The following is a 21,436-nucleotide window of genomic DNA, read 5'->3' on the forward strand; positions in this document are numbered from 1 at the left end:
CTAATAAAGATACAGCAAGTAATGAACGCACAACGCATATTTTCCCTCTCGCTCAGCCTGATTGCCGCAGCCGTCTTGTCGGCGTGCGTCTCTGAAAACGACACCTCATCCAAAGAGCCTGCCTCTTCCCTGACCGAACCTGTCTCCATCCCGGCCCGCCGTGCGGAAGGCGAATCCAAAGTATTGTCCGATTACGGTCAATATCAAGGCGCGCTGGACGCTGCCAAACGCGGCGACGATATGTGGGTGCAACAATTCTTGGCGCAGGCGGGCGACAGCGCGATGGCTGAAACCGTCCGCAACGAATGGCTCAAAAGCCTCGGCGCGCGCGGACAATGGGATGTGTTCCGCCAAGAAAACAAAAAGCTGAATGCGGCGGGTCGGGTGCAAGAAGTGCAATGTTATGCCGAACTGAGCAGCGGCAGCTACAACATGGCGGCAGAGCTTGTGCGCGTTACGAACAAGCTGCCCGCAGGCTGTACCCGCTTGGTCGAAAGCGCGGCAGCGGCAGGTCGTCTGAACAACAACGACGCATGGCGCCGCGTACGCGGATTGTTGAGCAACAGCCAAACCAGCGACGCACGCAGCTTGGCAGCCGCCTTGGGCAGCCCGTTTGAGGGCGGCTCGCAAGGTGCGCGCGAATACAGCCTTTTGAACGTCATCGGCAAAGACGCGCGCAAATCCTCCTCCGCAGCCTCCACGCTGTCCGGCATGGAATCCGGCTTAAGCCGAGAACAAAGTAGCTTCGCATGGGGCGTATTGGGACTCTACCAAGCGCAAAATCAAAACATGCAGACCGCGTTGAGCTACTACAACCGCGTTTCCGACCGCAAACAACTGACCGACGAGCAGTTTGAATGGTACGCCCGCGCCGCCCTGCGCCTGCAACGCTGGAACGAATTGTCCGGCATCATCCAACAAATGCCCGACAACCTGCAAAAAGACCCGACTTGGCAATACTGGCTGGGCCGCAGCTACGCCGCACAAGGCAACCAAAGCCGTGCTAAAGAAATGTACGAAAAAGCCGCCGCAAGCGGACGCAATTTCTACGCCGTCTTAGCAGGCGAAGAACTCGGCCGCCGCGTCAATACCAAAAACAACGTTTCCGACGCCGATAAAAAAGACGTCCGCCGCATGGCAGACGACGGCGCCATCAAACGCGCGCTGGTTCTGTTTAAAAACAGCCAAAGCAGCAACGATGCCAAAATGCGCCGTCAGGCGCAGGCAGAATGGCGTTTCGCCACCCGCGACTTCAACGAGGACAACCTCCTGACTGCCGCGCAAGTCGCCTTTGAAAACCAGTTCTACGACATGGCGATCAACAGCGCCGACCGGACCGAGCGCAAACTCAACTACAACCTGCGCTACCTCTCTCCGTTTAAAGAGACCACCGTCCGCTACGCCTCGCAAGCAGGCATCGACCCCGCTTGGGTTTACGGCCTGATCCGTCAAGAAAGCCGTTTCGTCATGGGCGCGCAATCTAGCGTCGGCGCGCAAGGCCTGATGCAGGTTATGCCTGCCACCGCCCGCGAAATCGCCGGCAAAATCGGCATGAGCAGCAGCGAACTCTACACCATGGACGGCAACATCCGCATGGGTACATGGTACATGGCAGATGCCAAACGCCGCCTGCAAAACAACGAAGTGATGGCAACCGCAGGCTACAACGCCGGCCCCGGCCGCGCCCGCAACTGGCAGGCTTCTACACCTCTGGAAGGCGCGATTTACGCCGAAACCATCCCTTTCACCGAAACCCGCGACTACGTCAAAAAAGTTATGACCAACGCGACCTTCTACGCATCTCTGTTCAATGAGCCGCAAACTTCGTTGAAACAGCGTATGGGAACCGTTCCGGGTCGTTATTGATTGACTTGGCTGCATCCGATCGGATTGTTTGACAGATACGGAAGCCAAACTTGAAAAGGTCGTCTGAAAGTATGTTTTCAGACGACCTTTTTTAGTGTGGATGATGGCAAAAAACAACGAATCAACCGCTTTAATCTTCATCGCCATCCCGCACTCTTTTCAATAAACTGGTTGTGCTACCCTGCCCCAATCCTTTGTATAGTGGATTAAATTTAAATCAGGACAAGGCGACGAAGCCGCAGACAGTACAGATAGTACGGAACCGATTCACTTGGTGCTTCAGCACCTTAGAGAATCGTTCTCTTTGAGCTAAGGCGAGGCAACGCCGTACTGGTTTAAAGTTAATCCACTATATCTGTTACTTGCTGCCGTGTATCCAACGTTCAGCCGCTGAGCGGAAACACTTTACAAAAAGGTCGTCTGAAAACCGAAAAATCAGTTTTCAGACGACCTTTGTTTAGCTCAAACCTTCCCGGTTTAAGCGGCGTTAACTTTGTCTTCGCGGCGCAGCAGGGTAATCAGGTCGCTGATGCGCTGTTTCATGCTGCGACGGTCGACGATTTGGTCGATAGCGCCTTTCTCCAGCAGGAATTCTGCGCGTTGGAAGCCTTCGGGTAAGGTTTCACGGACGGTTTGTTCGATGACGCGCGGACCGGCAAAGCCGATAAGGGCGTTGGGTTCGGCAAGCACGACATCGCCGAGGAAGGCGAAGCTGGCGGATACGCCGCCCATGGTCGGGTCGGTCAGGACGGAGATGAACGGCAGGTGTTTTTCAGTCAGAAGATGCAATGCCGCGCTGGTTTTGGTCATCTGCATCAATGAGTTGACTCCTTCCTGCATACGCGCACCGCCCGATGCGGCAACGCAGATGAAAGAGCAGTTGTCGGCTACGGCGCGGCGCACGCCTTGAACGAAGCGTTCGCCGACGACGGAACCCATAGAGCCGCCGATAAAGCGGAATTCGAAGGCGGCAATCACGACGGGCAGGCCGTTCATAAAGCCTTTCATCACGACCAACGCATCATCTTCGCCGGTGGCTTTGCGCGCTGCGGCCAAGCGTTCGGGGTATTTTTTGCTGTCTTTGAATTTCAGCGGGTCGGTCGGTTTGATATTGGCGGCGATTTCTTCGCGGCCTTCCTCGTCCAAAAGCAAATTGAGGCGTTCGCGTGCGGAAAGCGGGTTGTGGTGGTTACATTTCGGGCAAACTTGGTCGTTTTGCTGAAGTTCGGTTGAGTAGATGGTTGCCGAGCAGGAAGGGCATTTGTGCCACAGGCCTTCGGGAACGTTGGACGAGCCTTCGCTTTTGCTGCGGTTTTTGATTTTGGGCGGTAGGATTTTGTCTAACCAACTCATGGATGACTCCTTGGAATTCGGGATTCAGACGACCTTTGCGTGTGTTTGCGGAAAAGGCCTTAACGGATTGCGTCTTTTAATTCTTTTACCAACGCGCCGACGGCTTCTGCTTCGCGGCCTGCGTTATTTTCAATTTCTTTGACAATGCGGCTGCCGACGATGACGGCATCGGCAACGGCACCGATTTTGCGCGCGCTTTCGGCGTTGCTGATGCCGAAGCCGACGCCGATCGGGATGTCGATATACTTGCGCAAAAGCTCTATTTTACGCGAAACTTCCTCGGTATCCAAACTTGCCGCGCCGGTAACGCCTTTGAGCGAAACGTAATAGACAAAGCCGCCTGCAACGCGGGCGATGGTTTGGATACGCTCTTCGGTCGTGGTCGGGGCAATCAGGAAAATGCAGTCGATGCCGCGCGCTTTGAGTTCGTCGTGCAGCGGGGTGATGGTTTCGACAGGGGAATCGACGGTCAGCACGCCGTCCACGCCGGCTTCGGCAGCCGCTTGGGCAAATGCCTGATAACCCATTTTATGAATCGGGTTCAGATAACCCATCAGGACGACGGGCGTGTTGCCGTTTGTTTCGCGGAAGCGGCGTACGATGTTCAATACGTCGTTGAGGGAAACTTTGTTTGCCAACGCACGCTCGGCGGCGCGCTGGATGGTCGGACCGTCCGCCATCGGGTCGGAAAAGGGAACGCCCAATTCCAGGATGTCGGCGCCGTTTTCAACCAAACTGTGCATCAGCGCAAGCGTGGTATCGAGATTGGGATCGCCTACGGTGATATAGGGAATCAGGGCTTTTGCGCCGTCAAGCGCGGCAAAGGTTTGCTGGATTCTGCTCATCTTGATTTCTCGTTTCCGTAACGGCTGTTTCCAGCCGGTTTTCATCGACAATAAGTTGGCAAGTATAGCATTGACTGTCTGTTTCGGGCGAAACTGCATGACATTTTCAGTCATTTTTTCATATAGATAAAAGGTCGTCTGAAAATCTTTTCAGACGACCTTTCCAAAACCGGGCAGTCGGAATGCTGCCGCCATGCCGATTTTCCACCGTTTAATCGCGTTTGTGTTCGATATAGTCTTGGTGTTTGGTTTGCGGATCGGCGCGGGTCACCGTGTATTCGCCTTCGATGATATCGCCGTCATCTTCAGTACGGCGCGTAAAGGTTTGCTGACGGAAAGACTGCGTATTCATTTGGGCCGCCGGCCGACCCTTAATCGGCAAAAGCAGCAGCAAGGCGATAATGGTGGACACAAAACCCGGACTGAGCAGCAAAATCCCGGCGACGGTATAACGTATCGGCCACAACATCTGATACATGGAAATATTGTCCCCGCTGCGGATGGCCGCACCCGCAAGCAAAATGCCGGACAGCCCCGTGTGGCGCAGCATCATCGAGCCGCCGATAAAGCTGACTATCATCAGCAGGAAAGCGAATCCGCCGCCCAGCCAATCTGCCACCCAAACGATGGACATAATTTCCAAAAACAATAATACTAAAAAACCCACACCGAAATACTGCATCTTTGCTCCTTTAAATTCCGAACCCGCTTCATGCTGCGCAAGTCGGCGCGTTTAGCCGCAATTTCAATCTATCTTATTGAATCTTTTTGGATACCACAAACCGACATTTTGTTCTTGCCGAACAATCGGCTTCCCTTAACATAAAGATAATGTGCCCTACTTTCAAGGCGCGCGAATGTGAAAAACCGTAAGGTTTCGGCACGTTTTTTCAGACGAGGTCGTCTGAAACGGCACGCGCCCTTACAGCAACTTCTTGATATCGTTTTCTATTTCTTCCGGCGTTACGCTGGGCGCAAACCGTGCCGCCACTTCGCCTTGCCGATTAATCAGGAATTTGGTGAAGTTCCAGCGGATATCGCCCGCCTGATGCTTACTGCCCCATGCCGCCAGCCGCAACACCGCTTCTTTCAACATATGCCCGCCCCTATCCTGCGGCTGTTGCGCCTTCAAATAAGCATAAAGCGGCGATGCGGATGCGCCGTTGACATCGATTTTGTCAAAAATTTTGAATGCAGTACCAAACTTCGTCTGACAGACGGAAGCAATTTCCCGACTGCTCTCCGGCGCCTGTCCGCGAAATTGGTTGCACGGAAAATCCAATATCTCCAAACCTTGCCCGTTATAACGTTCATAAAGCTGCTGCAATGCCGTATATTGCGGCGTCAATCCGCAGCGCGTGGCGGTGTTGACAATCAGCAGCACCTTACCGCGGTAAACACTCAGGGAAACCGGATCGCCTTGGGCATCGTTTAAGGTGAAGTCGTAAATATTCATGTTGTCCATTCAAAAAGGTCAGGGAAAACAAATCGAGTCAGGCAAACACCGGCTGAAATTTAGAGCCGTATGTTTCATTTTGATTGATGATTTTTATAGTATTTCAACAATGCCATCATTTCTTTTGCCTTCTTTTTCCCATGCCGCTCGTCAGTGACATAATCCGCTGCCTTATTGCCCAATTCATTTTTGATGTCCGGGTTGGCACCGTTTGCCAAAAGTATTTCAAGTATTGCCACATTGCCGTTGAAGCAGGCATTTTGGACAGGCGTAAAACCCATTTCCCCCTGTTTGTTGACGTCCGCGCCATTTTGAATCAGCAATAAAACATCTTCGCAGGCTTGGTTGATGACCGCCAAATTCAGCAAGGTTTCATCCATCAAACCCAAATCATGTACGGAGGCGATACGGGGGCGCGAGGCGAAAGCCAAGTTATTTTGATATTTGGCGAACAGATTGGTCAGATTTTGATTCATGATTTATCCTGAAACGATGAGGCTTAAGAGACGGATATGTTTTCAGACGACTTTTTTCAGACGACCCCGACAAACCTGCCCTATTGTTTATCGTCAGCCCATATGAAAAAACACCGCTTTCGCAAGCGGTGTCCGGTAAAGCAGCAATTATTTGCGCAGACCCAAGCGGGTGATCAGGTTGCGGTATGTATCAGGTTGAGTACGGCGCAAGTAAGACAACAGACGGCGACGTTGGCTGACCATTTTCAACAGGCCGCGACGGCTGTGGTGGTCTTTAGGGTTGGTTTTGAAGTGGGGAGTCAGGTCGTTGATACGGAAAGTCAACAGAGCGACTTGTACTTCAGAAGAACCGGTATCGCCTTCTTTACGTTGGAAATCTTTAACAATTTGTGCTTTTTGTTCTACGGTCAATGCCATGATGGATAACTCCGAAAAATAAAAGAACCGTCATTCGGTTCGGACAAGTTTGACGAGCAGGAAACCCGTTCAAACTCCTGAAGTCTTTTTGTAAAGACGGGCGGATTATGCCACAGTTTGTACGGTTTTGCACGACTAAATCCTGTCTTCAGGCAGTGTTTCGCCGAGACTGTGGCTTTCAGACGACCCGCCCGCCCTGAAACCTACTCCCCCGCCACGGTCATGCTCTCGATCAGCACCGAACCGATTTTGTTGGAAGAGCGGCGCAGCGCGTCGTTGGCAGTGCCGACGATGCCGAGGTACATATCCTGCAAGCGGCCGGCGATGGTGATTTCTTGGACGGGGTGGCTGATGACGCCGTTTTCCACCCAAAAACCCGCCGCGCCGCGCGAGTAGTCGCCCGTGATGGTGTTCACGCCCTGACCCATCAGTTCGGTAACCAACAATCCCGTGCCCATTTCTTTCAGCAGGTCGGACTGCGTTTCGTGCGTATGGTTCAAATAAAGGTTGTGCGCGCCGCCGGCGTTGCCCGTGGTCTGCATACCGAGCTTTCTCGCGCTGTAACTGCTGAGGAAATAGCCTTCGACAATGCCGTCGCGGATGACGAAACGCGGCTGTGTGGCGACGCCTTCGGAGTCGAAATAGGTGCTACCGAAGGCGCGGGGGATGTGCGGTTCTTCGCGCAGACTGAGGAAATCGGGCAGGACTTTTCTGCCTATGCTGTCGATCAGGAAGCTGCTTTGGCGGTAGAGCGCGCCGCCGCTGAGTGCGCCAACGAGGTGTCCGATAAGGCCGCCTGCGACTGTGGTATCGAAGAGGACGGGATAGCTGCCTGTCGGGATGCTGCGGCTGTTCAGACGACGTAAGGTACGCTCGGCGGCGGTTTTGCCGATTTGCTCGGGGCTGTCCATGTCTTGATGGCGGCAGGCAGCGTCGTACCAGTAGTCGCGCTGCATGCCGTTTTCGTCGGCGGCAACGATGCTGCACGAAATGCTGTGGCGCGTGCCTTGTTGGTGGGCGGTGAAGCCGTGGGTGTTGCCGTAAACGTATTGGTAATGTCCGGTTTGAACACCTGCGCCTTCGGAATTTTCGATGCGTTCATCCGCGCTCAGGGCGGCTTGTTCACATTGTTTTGCCAACTCGATGGCGGCTTCCGTGCTTAAATCCCATTCGTGATAACGGTCGAGGTCGCCGACGTGTCGCGCCATCAATGAAGCATCTGCCAGACCTGCGCAATCGTCTTCGGCGGTGTAGCGGGCGATGTCGATAGCAGCTTTGACGGTGTCTTGCAAGGCTTTTTCGGAGAAGTCGGCGGTGCTGGCGCGGCCTTTGCGTTTGCCGACGTACACGGTAATATCCAGCGATTTGTCTTGCTGGAACTCGATTTGTTCGATTTCGCCCAGCCGTACGCTGACGCTTTGCCCGATGGATTCGCTAAAGTCGGCTTCGGCAGCCGCCGCGCCCATGTTTTTTGCCAAATCCAAGGCGTGCCCGCATAAGCCGGTCAGCTCGGAGGCGGTGTGGTTAAACAGCATAAAGGGGTTCCTGACAGAGGTTTGCGGCATTTTAACCGTTTTCAGACGACCTCGGCAAAAATACCGCCGCAGAAGATATAGTGGATTAAATTTAAATCAGGACAAGGCGACGAAGCCGCAGACAGTACAAATAGTACGGCAAGGCGAGGCAACGCCGTACTGGTTTAAATTTAATCCACTATAAAAGATCGTCTGAAAACGCCGTTTCAACAGGGCGTTGACGTGAAACCTGCCCGAACGTGCTAAAATACCCGAAACAAAATTAAAGGTTTATCAAAATGTTTGAAAACGAAGACGAATGGGTCAGCAAAACCCAAATGAAAAAGCAGATGAACGATTTGCAGGCTTTGGGCATGGAGTTGACCAAACTCTCAACCGATACGCTGAAAAAAATCGGCTTGGACGAGGACTTGTACGAAGCCGTCGTTACCTACAAAAAAATCACGTCCAACGGCGCACTCAAACGCCAAAGCCAATTCATCGGCAGGCTCATGCGAGACACCGACCCCGCACCCATAGAAGCCTTCCTCGCCAAACTGCGCGGCGAAAATACCGCCCACAACGCCTTCTTGCAACGCGTCGAACAAGCCCGCACACGCCTCTTGGCGGACGACAACGCAATCACCCAATTCATGGCGGACTTCCCCCATGCCGACGCAGGCAAATTGCGCACCTTAATCCGCAATACGAAAAAAGAGCAGGAACAAAACAAACCGCCGAAAAACTTCCGCGCCCTCTTCCAAGAAATCAAATCCGTCATGGAAGGCAGTCAGAGCGATTCGGAAGAAACTCAGGATTGGACAGAATAAATATCGGGGTCGTCTGAAAACGGGGTTGGGGGTTCTGTAAATCCCACCGCCCCGTTTTCAGACGACCTTTTCAAATTTCATATAATCTTATTAAAATATACCGTCATTTTTCAGACATCCCTTTAACAATAAAACAAACCGACCTTTTCAAGGACTACACTTATGAAACTTCGCCTTACCCTCACTGCCCTCCTCGCCTTATCATTAAACGGCTGCCTAACTGAACAACTGTGGCAAGAGGATAAAAAAGTAGAAAAAATCACTTTTCATCCGATTACTTCCGACCAAGTACATTCTTTCGGTATCGTCAACAAAGACAATGACCAACTTGAAAAAGGCAGCATCGTCATGATGGGCGAAAAATACTGGTTCGTCATTAATGCCAAAGATTCAAAAGACCTGACACCCATCCTCAATGTCAAACTCGACAAAAAATTCCAAATTGCCGATGCCAAAAAATACAAAAAAGACCTCAAAGCCCTGCCTGTTGTGGTAAACAATGAAAAAGAAGCCGATTTCACCACCGATTTCTGCCTACGCTACGACACTCAAAAAGCTGATGAAATCGCCAAACTGAAAAACCTGTCATTTGAAACCGGTAAAGGTAGAAACAACACTGTCTACCACCGCTGTGTTCACGCCAAAGGCAAATACTACGCTCCCCCGAAAAACCTGCCCGCCGACTACAAATTTGAACAAAGCATTCCTGTCTCCATCGGCTATACGACTTCTCGCGTATACACCAGTCCGGTGAAAGTAGTAGGTACTCTGTTGGTGACGCCGCTGACGCTCACCGTTGACGCCCTTACCCCAGTACTGTTCATTCCTGCCATAGTGATAGGTGGCGGAATTAACCCAACCTTTTAACAAAACCTTTACGCCTGTTTTCAGACGACCTTTCCGTCCTTGAATACATAAAATATATTCCACACACCATGCCCGTCAAAATCCAAACCCGCCCCGTCAACCAAAACGTCCTCGATGATTTGCTCACTGCCGGCGCCGACCCTTTAATCGCCCGCCTGTGCGCCTCGCGCGACGTGCAGAGTCCCGCCGAATTGGACGACAAACTTGCCGGCCTTCTGCCTTATCAATCGCTGACGAATTGCGAAGCTGCCGCCCGCCGTCTGGCGGATGCCATCGAACGCAAGGAAAAAATCCTGATTGTCGCCGACTACGATGCCGACGGCGCGACCGCGTGTTCCGTCGGCATGAGCGGCTTGGCGGCGATGGGCGCGGCGGTGGATTTCCTCGTACCCAACCGCTTCGAACACGGCTACGGCTTAACGCCCGAGCTTGCCGAAATCGCCGCCGCGCAAGGCGTGGATTTGTTGATTACGGTCGATAACGGCATCGCCAGCATCGCAGGCGTGGCGCGGGCGCAGGAATTGGGTTTGGACGTGATCGTTACCGACCACCACCTGCCCGCCGAAACCATACCCAACTGCATCATCGTCAATCCGAACCAAAAAGGCTGCGGCTTCCCCAGCAAAAGTCTGGCGGGCGTGGGCGTGATTTTTTATGTATTGATGGCGTTGCGTGCCGAATTGCGCCGCCGCGATTATTTTTCAGACGACCTTAGAGAACCGAATCTGGGCGAACTTTTGGATTTGGTCGCACTCGGCACCGTCGCCGATGTCGTCCCCCTCGACCACAACAACCGTATCCTCGTGTCGCAAGGCTTGAAACGGATGCGCTCCGGCAAGATGCGTCCCGGCATCCGCGCCCTTTTTGAAGTGGCGCGGCGCGACTGGCGCAAAGCGCAGCCTTTCGATATGGGTTTTGCACTGGGTCCGCGCATCAACGCTGCCGGACGGCTGGACGATATGTCGGTCGGCATCGCCTGCCTGTTGGCGCGCGACGACGCAGAAGCGCAGGCATTAGCGGCGCAGTTGAACGACCTCAATATCGAACGCCGCGAAATCGAGCAGTCCATGCTGCAAGACGCGCTGAACGCCTTTCCTGAAACCCTGCCTTCAGGTCAGACGACACTGGTCGCCTACCGCGACGACTTTCATCAAGGCGTGGTCGGCATCGTCGCCAGCCGCCTCAAAGACCGCTTCTACCGCCCGACCATCGTGTTCGCTCCGGCGGACAACGGCGAAGTGCGCGGTTCGGGGCGCTCCATCCCCAACCTGCACCTGCGCGACGCTTTGGATTTGGTGTCCAAACGTCATCCCGATTTGATTTTGAAATTCGGCGGACACGCGATGGCGGCGGGCTTGAGCATACTCGAACACAACATTCCCGCGTTTCAGACGGCCTTTGAAGAAGCCGTGCGTGAAATGGTGTGCGAAGACGATTTGTCGCAAACCTTCATCACCGACGGCAGCCTGAAAGCCTGCGACATCACGTTGGAACAGGCGCAAAACCTCGCCCGCCACGTTTGGGGACAAGGCTTCGCGCCGCCGAGCTTTACCGACGAATTTCACGTCATCCGCCAGCAGCCTTTGGGCGCGGAGGGCAAACACAAAAAAGTCTGGCTGCAAAAAGACGGCTACGAATTTGAAGCCATGTTTTGGCGGTGCAGCGAAGACATCCCCGAATACATCCGCACGGTTTACCGCCCCGTTGCAAACGAGTGGCGCAATCAGATGGAATTGCAGCTTTACATCGATTACTGGGAAGCCGCTTAAGGCTTGCGAAAGATAAAAGGTCGTCTGAAACCAAAAAACAAGTTTCAGACGACCTTTGTTTTCTAGAAGATTATTGTGCGCCAAATTTCAATACCATCGGCAATCAAGAAAACATGCCCGCACAACTTGTATTTAAATTTCAAAAAACACCTTATCCGAATGATAAAAACCGGCAATCCGAAAGAAAACAAAACCGAAAATCCCCCTTCTACTCAAACACTTTCAACGCAATATTGTGATGAATCAAACTTCCTGACAGATAAACCCGCGATTGCTTGTCAGTCGGTAGATTTTAAAACATAATGCTTACGCGCCTAAGTATTGGAGTTTTACTACAAATACATGATGGGTAAGCCGTACGCAGCGCAGCAGTTCCAACCGATCAACTCAAAGCAAGGAAGGTCTAAAATGAAAGTAACCAGTTTCGGCGAAGTGTTGTGGGACGATTTTCCAAGCGGCAAAGTGTTGGGCGGTGCGCCGCTGAACGTTTTGGTCCGTTTGCAATCCTTCGGGGTCGATACTGCCATCATCAGCCGCCGCGGCGATGATGCCGACGGCGAAGAGCTGCTGCGCCAAATCCAAGCGAAAAACGTCAATACCGACCTGCTGCAAGTGTGCAAAGAATGCGACACCAGCCTTGTCAAAGTCATCTTGGACAAATGCGGCAGCGCGTCATACGAAATCGTGTATCCCTGCGCTTGGGACCGCATCGTCGTCGAAGATGCCGCCTTGCAGCGTGTCGCCGAATCCGATGCCTTCGTGTTCGGCAGCCTTGCCACCCGCGACGAGGTTTCCCGTGCGACTTTAGACAAACTGATGGAAAAAGCCAAATTCAAAATCTTCGACGTCAACCTGCGCAAACCCCACTACGACACCGACCGCCTGCTCGCCACCATGAAACGTGCAGATATGCTCAAGCTCAATGACGACGAATTGTACGAACTGTCCGCAATTTACGGCTCGCCCTACCACAGCATCGAACAAAACATCGCCTACCTCAACCGGTTGACCGGCGCACAAACCATCTGCGTCACTTTAGGCGGACACGGTGCAATTTTATACAAAGACGGCGAACTCTACCGCCACTGCGGCTTCCGCATCAAAGTTGCCGATACGGTCGGCTCCGGCGACAGCTTCTTGGCAGGGCTGATCTACAAACTGCTCAACAATGCCGAGCCGCAAGAAGCCATTACCTTCGCCTGCGCACTCGGCGCCCTAGTCGCTTCTAGACACGGCGCGACGCCCGACATTTCCTTGCAAGAAATCGAAAGCTTCATGAATCCGGCTTGATGTTTGTCATCAAAGGATGTCACAACAAAAGGTCGTCTGAAAACGGATTTTCTGTTTTCAGACGACCTTTTATATCGCCGATTCACTTTTCAGAATACAGACTCGTGTTAAGCCGATTCTTCAGGCTGTTTACCAAACCGTCACGAACTGCTCCAAATCGGTATTTTTTGCGCCACTGCCCGCCTCAGTCGGCGAACCGACCATCATCAGCCCGATGATTTTATCTTTGTCTTCACAACCAAACGCTTCGCGCAAGAGCGGGCTGTTGACCCACATTCCGGTAATCCACACATTGTCAAAACCTTGCGCGGACGCGGCAAGCTGCAGCCCGTAAGCGGCGCAGCCCGCACTCAACATTTGTTCCCACTCGGGCTTGGGTTTCGCCACTTCGCGGTTGGGCGCAAAAGTCACGCCGATTACCATAGGCGCCATATTGCCGACTTTCTCGGCTTTCTTCATCGCATCATCGCCAAAATTCAACTCGGTAACCGTTTGGCGCAACAATTCGCGGAAACGTTGCAAGCCTGCCTCACTTTGAATGACGGTAAAACGAAACGGACGCATATTGCCATGGTCGGGAACCTGCGTAGCCGCTTGCAGCATATATTCGAGCTGTTCCGCATTCGGCGCGGGGGCGGTAAGTTTTTTAGACGAGCGACGTGTGGTCAAAAGTTGTAAAGCATCCATATTTTATCTTTCAAGTCATTTGAAACAACGGAATCCATCTTAAACGGGATTCCTTATGAAACCATCAAAACGATACAGGCTATATTCGGAAAATACTGCAACAGACGGTGCAAACCGATTGGCTAATACTTAACGCTTTTGCAAGCCATTTTCTTCAGCCCGGCACAGAGTAAAGCCGTACCTGCTCGAAACGAACCCTCTATATAGCACAAAGCCGGTTTGAATGCCATGCTTGATGGCGAAACAAAAAGGTCGTCTGAAAACCTGTTGCCAAGTTTTCAGACGACCCCTTCACATCGCAATCATAGCCATCAGACCACGACTTCTTCTTTTTTCTTCACTTCCTTCGCGATATTTTCGCGGCTCAGGCCGAACATCAGCAAGAGCGGGCTGGCGACCAATACCGAAGAGTAAATACCGAACACGATACCGATGGTCAATGCCATTGAGAAACCGTGTAACGCTGCGCCGCCAAACACCAGCATGGAAACGACCATTGCCTCGGTCGAGCCGTGGGTGATGATGGTACGGCTCATGGTGGCGGTAATCGCATTGTCGATGACTTGCGGAACGGTGTGTCCGCGCATACTCGGTTTGCGGAAGTTCTCACGGATACGGTCGAAGACGACGACGGATTCGTTTACGGAATAGCCCAATACGGCAAGGATACCCGCCAACACGGTCAGTGAAAATTCCCATTGGAAGAAGGCGAAGCAGCCCAAAATAATCACGATGTCGTGCATATTCGCGATGATGGCGGATACGGCGAAACGCCATTCAAAGCGCATCGACAGGTAAACGATGATACCTGCTACGACAAAGCCTAATGCCATCAGACCGTTGGTCACCAGCTCTTCGCCGACCTGCGGGCCGATAAATTCGACTTGGCGCAGGGTAACGTCAGGCTGCTCTTTTTTCAGCAATTCCATAACCTGATTGGAAAGCTGCGCGGAAGTTACACCTTCTTTGTTGGGCAGGCGGATCATGATGTGTTTGTTCGTACCCAACGCCTGAACTTGGACATCGCCCATTTTCAGGGTATCGAGTTTTTCACGGGTTTTGTTGACGTCCACGCCCTGCTGATATTGCACTTCCATCACGGTACCGCCGGTAAATTCGACGGAGAAGTTCAAACCTTTGGTAATGAGGAAGAATACGGCGGCAATGAAGGTTACCAACGAAATAAAGGTCGTCAGTTTGCCGTAGCTCATAAACGGGATGTCGCGTTTGATTTTAAAGAGTTCCATGTCTTACTCCTTGCCAGCCGCTGTTTCGGCTTTAGGTTTCCATACTGCGCCGATGGAAATGTTCTGCAATTTGCGGCGGCGTCCGTACCAAAGATTCACTAAGGCGCGGAAGACGACGACGGATGAGTACATCGAAGTCAGGATACCCAGACAGTGTACGACGGCAAAACCGCGGACCGGGCCGGAACCGAATACCAAGAGGGCGATACCGGCAATCAGCGAGGTCAGGTTGGAGTCGACGATGGTTGCCCATGCGTGTTGGAAACCGAGGTTGATTGCCTGTTGCGGCGGAACGCCTTCGCGCAACTCTTCGCGGATACGTTCGTTAATCAATACGTTGGAGTCAATCGCCATACCCAGCGTCAACGCCAATGCGGCAATACCGGGCAGCGTCAGCGTTGCCTGCATGGCAGACAAAATACCGACTAAGAACAAGATGTTGGTACTCAGGGCGATGGTTGAGAAGAAGCCCATCAAGCGGTAGTAAACCACCATGAACAAGGCAACGGCGGTAAAGCCCCATAAGGTCGAATGGAAACCTTTTTCAATGTTTTCTTTACCCAAAGACGGGCCGATGGTGCGCTCTTCCACAATTTGCATCGGTGCGGCGAGAGAACCAGCACGCAGCAACAAAGAGGTATCATTGGCTTCCGCCTGCGTCATGCTGCCGGAAATTTCCACGCGTCCGCCGGTAATAGCGGAACGGATAACCGGTGCGGTAACCACTTCGGATTTGCCTTGGTCAATCAACACCATCGCCATGCGTTTACCGACGTTAGCAGCAGTCAATTCGCCGAAAATACTGCCGCCTGCGCTATCCAAGCTCAGACTGACGGCAGGCGCACCCATTTGGTCGAAACTGGGTTGCGCGTCATTGATATTGTCACCGGTCAATTCAACCTGTTTGTTAATCAGCAAGGTTTCAGGATGATCGCCACCACTGGACAACAGCTCGAAACCGCTCGGAACATTACCTTCCAAAGCTTCGCGCACTTTGACAGGGTCGTCTTCCACCATGCGTACTTCCAAAGTCGCGGTACGGCCGATAATGTCTTTTGCTTTGGCTGTATCTTGTACACCCGGCAGCTGCACGACGATACGGTCGAGGCCAGATTGCTGGATGACAGGCTCAGCCACGCCCAACTCATTGACGCGATTATGCAAAGTGGTGATGTTTTGTTTCACCGCATCGGAGCGTACTTTGTTAATCGCTTCTTCGGACAATGTCAGCGTGATGTTATTGCCGTCGGCATTCAAATTTGCCTCAGGGAAAAGCTGACGCAGCTTAGGCATGGCTTTCTGTACGTCGGCAGCGTCCTGCATCGGGACAATCAGACCGTTTTCAATTTGACGGATGGTGCCGGTACGGATTTTTTCGCGGCGCATCTCGCGGCGGATGTCGCCCGAATAACGTTCAAACGTTTTCTGCATCGCGGCTTTCATGTCCACTTGCATGGTGAAATGCACGCCGCCGCGCAAGTCCAAGCCCAAGAACATCGGGTTGGCGCCGATTTTGGCCATCCATTCGGGACTGTCCGCCAACAGGTTGAGCGCGGTGATATAGCCATCGCCCAAAGTGTTTTCGATGACATCGCGGGCTTTAAGCTGCGTTTCGGTATCTTTGAAACGCACTTTCAGCGAGTTGTTTGCAACAAACATCCCGTCGGTCTGAATACCTGCCTGTTTCAGCGCGGCATCGACTTTAGACTGGGTCTGTTCGTTAATAATGATGGCTTGTCGGTTGGTTGATACCTGTACTGCGGGCGTTTCACCGAAAAGGTTGGGCAGTGAATACACTACGGCAACCAAAATCGAGCACGCAATCAGCAGGTATTTCCATAAAGGATAACGGTTCATGGTAAACCTTCGATTTATTATGAAGACAAACAGCCGCGCTCAGCTTTCCGAGGCGGCTCTTGGCAAAAATACGGATTACTCGGCTTTGGCGGCAATCGCGTTACGTTCCACTTCGACTTCGATTTTTGCACCTTGACCGATGTCCACAGTGAAAAACTGTTCGCCGACTTTGGTAACGCGGCCTTTGAAACCTGCTGCCAAAACAACCTTATCGCCGACTTTCAAAGCGGCAAGCATGGCTTGGTGTGCTTTGAATTTCTTTTGTTGAGGACGCATGATCAGGAAGTAGAACACCACCATAATCAGCACTAAAGGGGCAAATTGGGCCACAGTTTGATTCATAATTTGTCCGTTTTCTAAGAGATTAAAATTAAGTAAAACACTGCTTGCGACAGAAAAAAGCATTGGTACAGCCGCAAAATTAAGCTATTCTAAAGGTCGTCTGAAAAATTTCCAAGCCTTTCCCTATTTATTAACCATATTTATCATGTCAGGTCGTCTGAAAATGAAGTTTCAACGACATTTAAAACCTGATTCCTTCCTACCAACGACAAGCCCCGCGCCCTTTTCCTCATGAAAAAACTCATTCGACGACTGCGTACGCGCCTACGCCGCCTCTTGGGTAAAAATGCGCGTACGGTCTGGATTTCTCATCCCGTTTTTGCGCAACACCAACCCGGCACAGGTCACCCCGACTCGCCCGAACGCACTGCCGTTATCGAGGCGGAGCTCAAACGTCAGGATATTTGGCGGCATCTTCAAACTGCCGAAGCCGAAGAAATCAGCGATACCCGCCTCGCCTTGGTTCACCCGCGCAAATATCTGCGCTCGCTCGAAGCCTGCCAGCCCCAACCGGACAAAATCTACCGCATCAACGACGATACCGTCATGAGCCATGGTTCGCTCAAAGCCGCCCGTTACGCCGCAGGGGCTGTCGTTCAGGCGGTGGACATGGTAATGAATAAGAAAGCATGGCACGCCTTTTGCGCCGTCCGCCCACCCGGACACCATGCACACAGCGATAAAGCCGGCGGTTTCTGCCTATTAAACAATGTCGCAACAGGTGTCATGCATGCCATCGCCGAATATCGACTCCAACGCATCGCCGTCATCGACTTTGACGTCCATTACGGCGACGGCACAGCGGAAATCTTCAAAGACGATCCGCGCGTCCTGTTTATGAACCTTTTTGAAACCGACCTCTTCCCATTTCCCAAAACCAACCATTCCGCCAGCGGCGCCAATATGTTGCATCTGCCTTTCGCATCCAATACCGGCAGCCGCGTTTTCCGCACCACCGTACGCGAGCAATGGCTGCACAAACTGACCGCATTCAAACCCGAACTGGTCTTACTGTCCGCAGGTTTCGACGGACACAAACAAGACGAAACAGGTCGTCTGAATCTGCACGAAGCCGATTTCGCCTGGTTGACACACAAAATCATCCAAGCCGCATCAAGCTGCCCCGGCAAAATCGTCTCCGTACTGGAAGGCGGCTACACACTCGAACCTTTGGCAAAATCCGCCGCAGCCCATATCGGCGTCTTAGCAGGACTACCCAAAGCAGGCTATGTCGCCGCTTATCAAAAGCATTTGAAACGCGGTGGACAGAAGAAAGAAAATACTGCCCCTGCAAGCCAAATAGGTCGTCTGAAAACAGAAAACAGGTTTTAACTTGCTATTTCCGCATTAAAATATAGTGGATTAAATTTAAATCAGGACAAGGCGACGAAGCCGCAGACAGTACAGATAGTACGGAACCGATTCACTTGGTGCTTCAGCACCTTAGAGAATCGTTCTCTTTGAGCTAAGGCGAGGCAACGCCGTACTGTTTTAAAGTTAATCCACTAATTTTCAAAAAATAAAAGATTGGACTGATAATGAAAAAATTGCTTTTTGTATTATTGGGACTGGCGAGCCTTAATGTGTATGCTGCTGACCCAACCTATGATGCAACCAGAGGCGCATTGCAAAATAATTCGGCATTGTGTGCGTATGGTTACAATCCCAACTGTGCGTCATCTCGTCAGCATCAACGAAAGCAACCTACGGAAATTGTTAATATCGATGTCCCTTCAAAATACGGTGCATGGGCAGCCAATCCTAAAACAGGTATATCAGGTGGCGCACTCGAAATGGATTCACTTGCGGCTGCCAAAAGACAAGCTATTAAAACCTGTGAAGAAGGTGGAAAAAATAAACCGTGTAAAGTTTTGGCTTGGGTTCGGAATGGCTGTCTCGCCGTTGCCCAAGCAAAAGATGGTACACTTTTTTTCGGATCAACTGAGCCTGGTCTTGCTGAAGCCGAAGCCCTAAGAAAATGTCAAAAACATGGAGCTTCACAATGCAGAATTATTGCTCCCGAAGGCTGCTCAATGCCAAAATACTGACATCATCAGTATGATTCAAGGTCGTCTGAACCTCTTTCAGCCGCAAGGTTCCGATTTCGGCTTTTATAGTGGATTAACTTTAAACCAGTACGGCGTTGCCTCGCCTTAGCTCAAAGAGAACGATTCTCTAAGGTGCTGAAGCACCAAGTAAATCGGTTCCGTACTATCTGTACTGTCTGCGGCTTCGTCGCCTTGTCCTGATTTAAATTTAATCCACTATACTTGAATCAAATACAAGAAACCAAGAAAAAAACCTCTGTCAGACAGAGGTTTTTTAGTTTTTCAGAAACCGGATTATTTCAATTTGGTTTCTTTGTAGATAACGTGTTTGCGGGCAACAGGGTCAAATTTTTTGATTTCCAGTTTGCCGGGCATAGTGCGTTTGTTTTTGGTAGTGGTGTAGAAGTGACCAGTACCTGCACTTGACTCCAGTTTGATTTTATCGCGCATTGCAGTAATCCTTAATTAACAGTTTAAATTAAGCTTCGCCGCGAGCACGCAAATCAGCCAATACGACATCAATGCCTACTTTATCAATGGTACGCAATGCAGCGTTAGAAACGCGCAGGCGAACCCAGCGGTTTTCACTCTCTACCCAGAAACGACGTGATTGCAAGTTAGGCAAAAAACGACGTTTGGTTTTGTTGTTGGCGTGTGATACGTTGTTGCCAGACATCGGGCGCTTACCGGTCACTTTGCAAACTCGTGCCATGGTTAGTCTCCAAACTTCTAAAATAGTAAAACGTGATTTATACCATAAAAAGCAGCATTCATTCAAGCTGTTTGATGAAAAAACGATTGTTTTCGAGAATGAGCCTCTCCAATGTTGTTTTCAGGGAACGCTGTTTCTTAAAACGTGACGGGGACGAATTATAGCGGATTTTGTTATCGAATACATTTGTTTATCCCAATCCTCAGCCAGCAATATCAAGAATGGGGTAAAAGCAAGTTGTAAAAATGCTGATGCGAATAGTCCGTATCAACCGCACCGAACATCAACAAAAAGGTCGTCTGAAATTTTTCAGACGACCTTTGTTCAGACAATCCTATCAGTCCAACTGTGCAACCGATACCGGCAAACCGCGCACTGCGGCAAGCATGGTATTGGCAGTTTTCTGCTGTTGGCGGAACGCTGCCATATTGGTAGGCGTCAGTTTCGGAGTCGGCAATGCAACAGTCGTCGGATTGACCGGCTGACCGTTCACGCGTGCTTCGTAGTGAAGGTGGGGGCCGGTTGAGCGTCCGCTTGTACCGACGAAACCAATCACTTCACCGGCCCGGACATTACCTTCCGCCGGTGTAAATGCACTCATGTGACCATAAAGCGTCTCGACGCCATTAGAGTGTCTGATCATGACGGTATTGCCATAACCGCCTTTCCAGCCTTTGAAGGTAATCACACCGTCGGCAGATGCTTTAATCGGCGTGCCTGATGGTGCGGCATAGTCAATACCCGTATGCATACGGACGGTATGTAAGACGGGATGGACCCGGTAGCCAAACGGCGATGAAATACGGGTATAGACAACCGGCTCGATGTTGAATCCCTCTTTTTGCTGGAGGGATTTACCGTTTTGGTCATAATAGCTGCCGCTCTCTTCGTCGCCTTTGCCTTGGCTATAATAATAAGCCTGATAAGTTTTTCCGCCTTTGACGATTTCAGCCGCCAGAATATCGCCGGTACCCATTTGCTGGCCGCGGAAATACATATTGTTGTACAGAAGACGCACGACATCGCCTTCCTGCAAATCCTCCAAGCTCAGCACGTCAGAGAAAATTTCGCTGAGTGACTCGCGGATTTCGACAGGTATTTCGGCCTGCGCCATCGCACCGCGTGCGGAAGTCCGTACAACGATAGAGCGCAAAGTGGGCATGACTTTCATATCTACTTCAGAAGTAGACAGCTGCCATTTGCCTTTGACTTTTTCCAACGCGACAAGGTTTCGTTCCAATTCTTCATCGGTAAAGAATTGTACGTCCGTTACCTGACCTGATGAATCGACACGGATGTTGACGGATTGGTTGGCGCGCAAATGCTGCATATTTTGATCTGCGCTGTTTTTCGCCATGATCTGTTTGATGTCGGTCTGCGCCACACCCATACGCGCCAAAACGTCGGCAAGGGAATCGCCCTGTTGGACAACTTCCTGCGCCCAATAGCTGGACTGGAAATTGTTGGTTTCAACATAAACGGCGGGCAATTCCTCTGAAATCCGCTCCAACGCAATGCCTTGAGGATTGGAAACCGGCTCAGTGACCGCATAGGCAGTCATTACTCCTGACACAGGCAGCAGGATGCCCAACAACGACCAACGTACGGGCTTGTTGTGCCAGAAACGGCGCATGAATGAAAATCGAGTTGTTTTAGTCACGCATTATCCTTCAATGCGGTAATAATCACTCTACTACCGCATTTCTTATGTCATTTGAAATTATTGAGTTTAATTGTTTATCTTATCAACCGTGTTTACGGTCTCTCCCAGACAATATATATACCAAGTGAATAAAATAAACAATCAAATTTACTCAGAACCGAGCATGATTATCGGGGCTATTCTTTTGATTTACACCC

21 protein-coding genes and 2 pseudogenes are annotated in these 21,436 nt (G+C 51.4%); 8 read left to right on the plus strand and 15 right to left on the minus strand.

Translation table 11 applies throughout. The annotated features are described in order from the left end of the window. The first annotated feature begins 21 nt into the window (after positions 1-21). Positions 22-1,866: a lytic transglycosylase domain-containing protein gene (locus H3L95_RS07830; RefSeq protein WP_003760908.1), complete on the plus strand. Its 1,845-nt coding sequence runs from the start codon at positions 22-24 to the stop codon at positions 1,864-1,866. Between the two features lie 477 nt (positions 1,867-2,343). On the opposite strand, the gene accD is transcribed toward H3L95_RS07830, so the two are convergent. From accD to pmbA, 7 genes are all read right to left on the minus strand, one after another. After that, positions 2,344-3,219: an acetyl-CoA carboxylase, carboxyltransferase subunit beta gene (gene accD, locus H3L95_RS07835; protein WP_003760907.1), complete on the minus strand. Its 876-nt coding sequence runs from the start codon at positions 3,217-3,219 to the stop codon at positions 2,344-2,346. Between the two features lie 59 nt (positions 3,220-3,278). Further along, positions 3,279-4,064: a tryptophan synthase subunit alpha gene (gene trpA, locus H3L95_RS07840; RefSeq protein ID WP_036492120.1), complete on the minus strand. Its 786-nt coding sequence runs from the start codon at positions 4,062-4,064 to the stop codon at positions 3,279-3,281. Between the two features lie 211 nt (positions 4,065-4,275). Next, positions 4,276-4,746, minus strand: a complete 471-nt coding sequence (locus tag H3L95_RS07845) for an FxsA family protein (protein WP_003760903.1) — start codon at positions 4,744-4,746, stop codon at positions 4,276-4,278. A gap of 240 nt (positions 4,747-4,986) precedes the next feature. Next, positions 4,987-5,520 (minus strand): glutathione peroxidase, encoded by a 534-nt coding sequence (locus H3L95_RS07850; RefSeq protein ID WP_182096248.1) that lies wholly within the window; start codon positions 5,518-5,520, stop codon positions 4,987-4,989. Between the two features lie 74 nt (positions 5,521-5,594). Continuing rightward, complete coding sequence (locus H3L95_RS07855; RefSeq protein WP_003760898.1) at positions 5,595-5,996, minus strand: ankyrin repeat domain-containing protein; 402 nt, start codon at positions 5,994-5,996, stop codon at positions 5,595-5,597. Between the two features lie 147 nt (positions 5,997-6,143). Further along, a complete protein-coding gene (gene rpsO / locus H3L95_RS07860) occupies positions 6,144-6,413 on the minus strand; it encodes a 30S ribosomal protein S15 (RefSeq protein ID WP_003760895.1) in 270 nt (89 codons plus the stop codon). A 203-nt stretch (positions 6,414-6,616) separates the two neighbouring features. After that, positions 6,617-7,948: a metalloprotease PmbA gene (gene pmbA, locus H3L95_RS07865; protein ID WP_040668978.1), complete on the minus strand. Its 1,332-nt coding sequence runs from the start codon at positions 7,946-7,948 to the stop codon at positions 6,617-6,619. A gap of 67 nt (positions 7,949-8,015) precedes the next feature. Here pmbA and H3L95_RS07870 point away from each other — a divergent pair. The 5 genes and pseudogenes from H3L95_RS07870 to H3L95_RS07890 form a co-directional block, all read left to right on the plus strand. Then, a pseudogene (locus tag H3L95_RS07870) lies at positions 8,016-8,129 on the plus strand (IS5/IS1182 family transposase); the annotation flags it as partial. Between the two features lie 97 nt (positions 8,130-8,226). Continuing rightward, complete coding sequence (gene yjgA / locus H3L95_RS07875; RefSeq protein ID WP_003760889.1) at positions 8,227-8,757, plus strand: ribosome biogenesis factor YjgA; 531 nt, start codon at positions 8,227-8,229, stop codon at positions 8,755-8,757. A 162-nt stretch (positions 8,758-8,919) separates the two neighbouring features. Next, the gene (locus H3L95_RS07880) at positions 8,920-9,624 is read left to right on the plus strand and encodes a YidX family protein (RefSeq protein ID WP_003760885.1); all 705 of its coding nucleotides are present in this window, start codon (positions 8,920-8,922) and stop codon (positions 9,622-9,624) included. Positions 9,625-9,692: 68 nt separating this feature from the next. Further along, a complete protein-coding gene (gene recJ / locus H3L95_RS07885) occupies positions 9,693-11,393 on the plus strand; it encodes a single-stranded-DNA-specific exonuclease RecJ (protein ID WP_003760883.1) in 1,701 nt (566 codons plus the stop codon). A 408-nt stretch (positions 11,394-11,801) separates the two neighbouring features. Further along, positions 11,802-12,683 (plus strand): carbohydrate kinase family protein, encoded by an 882-nt coding sequence (locus tag H3L95_RS07890; RefSeq protein ID WP_040668976.1) that lies wholly within the window; start codon positions 11,802-11,804, stop codon positions 12,681-12,683. 129 nt (positions 12,684-12,812) lie between these two features. Here the strand turns inward: H3L95_RS07890 and H3L95_RS07895 are convergent, their stop codons facing one another. The 4 genes from H3L95_RS07895 to yajC form a co-directional block, all read right to left on the minus strand. After that, complete coding sequence (locus H3L95_RS07895) at positions 12,813-13,370, minus strand: nitroreductase family protein (protein WP_003760879.1); 558 nt, start codon at positions 13,368-13,370, stop codon at positions 12,813-12,815. A gap of 311 nt (positions 13,371-13,681) precedes the next feature. Then, the gene (gene secF, locus H3L95_RS07900) at positions 13,682-14,617 is read right to left on the minus strand and encodes a protein translocase subunit SecF (RefSeq protein WP_003760872.1); all 936 of its coding nucleotides are present in this window, start codon (positions 14,615-14,617) and stop codon (positions 13,682-13,684) included. A gap of 3 nt (positions 14,618-14,620) precedes the next feature. Continuing rightward, positions 14,621-16,474, minus strand: coding sequence for a protein translocase subunit SecD (secD, locus tag H3L95_RS07905; protein ID WP_003760870.1), 1,854 nt, complete (start codon positions 16,472-16,474; stop codon positions 14,621-14,623). Between the two features lie 75 nt (positions 16,475-16,549). Continuing rightward, positions 16,550-16,816 carry a preprotein translocase subunit YajC gene (gene yajC, locus H3L95_RS07910; RefSeq protein WP_019270848.1) on the minus strand — a complete coding sequence of 89 codons (267 nt, stop codon included), beginning with the start codon at positions 16,814-16,816 and terminating at the stop codon, positions 16,550-16,552. A gap of 231 nt (positions 16,817-17,047) precedes the next feature. On the opposite strand from yajC, the gene H3L95_RS07915 reads away from it, so the two are divergent. Then, entirely contained in the window at positions 17,048-18,148 is a 1,101-nt protein-coding gene (locus H3L95_RS07915; RefSeq protein ID WP_003760864.1) for a histone deacetylase family protein, read from the plus strand. A 206-nt stretch (positions 18,149-18,354) separates the two neighbouring features. Continuing rightward, the gene (locus tag H3L95_RS07920) at positions 18,355-18,864 is read left to right on the plus strand and encodes a DUF4189 domain-containing protein (protein ID WP_094112901.1); all 510 of its coding nucleotides are present in this window, start codon (positions 18,355-18,357) and stop codon (positions 18,862-18,864) included. A gap of 158 nt (positions 18,865-19,022) precedes the next feature. On the opposite strand, the pseudogene H3L95_RS14065 reads toward H3L95_RS07920, so the two are convergent. The 4 genes and pseudogenes from H3L95_RS14065 to H3L95_RS07940 all read right to left on the minus strand — a co-directional run. Next, a pseudogene (locus H3L95_RS14065) lies at positions 19,023-19,088 on the minus strand (transposase); the annotation flags it as partial. Positions 19,089-19,158: 70 nt separating this feature from the next. Beyond that, positions 19,159-19,314, minus strand: coding sequence for a 50S ribosomal protein L33 (rpmG, locus tag H3L95_RS07930; RefSeq protein WP_003684373.1), 156 nt, complete (start codon positions 19,312-19,314; stop codon positions 19,159-19,161). Between the two features lie 28 nt (positions 19,315-19,342). After that, a complete protein-coding gene (gene rpmB / locus H3L95_RS07935) occupies positions 19,343-19,576 on the minus strand; it encodes a 50S ribosomal protein L28 (RefSeq protein WP_002216391.1) in 234 nt (77 codons plus the stop codon). A 337-nt stretch (positions 19,577-19,913) separates the two neighbouring features. Further along, positions 19,914-21,236 carry a M23 family metallopeptidase gene (locus H3L95_RS07940; protein WP_036528877.1) on the minus strand — a complete coding sequence of 441 codons (1,323 nt, stop codon included), beginning with the start codon at positions 21,234-21,236 and terminating at the stop codon, positions 19,914-19,916. Between the last annotated feature and the right edge of the window lie 200 nt (positions 21,237-21,436).

The organism is Neisseria sicca (assembly GCF_014054945.1).
In the GTDB taxonomy this organism is placed as follows: domain Bacteria; phylum Pseudomonadota; class Gammaproteobacteria; order Burkholderiales; family Neisseriaceae; genus Neisseria; species Neisseria sicca.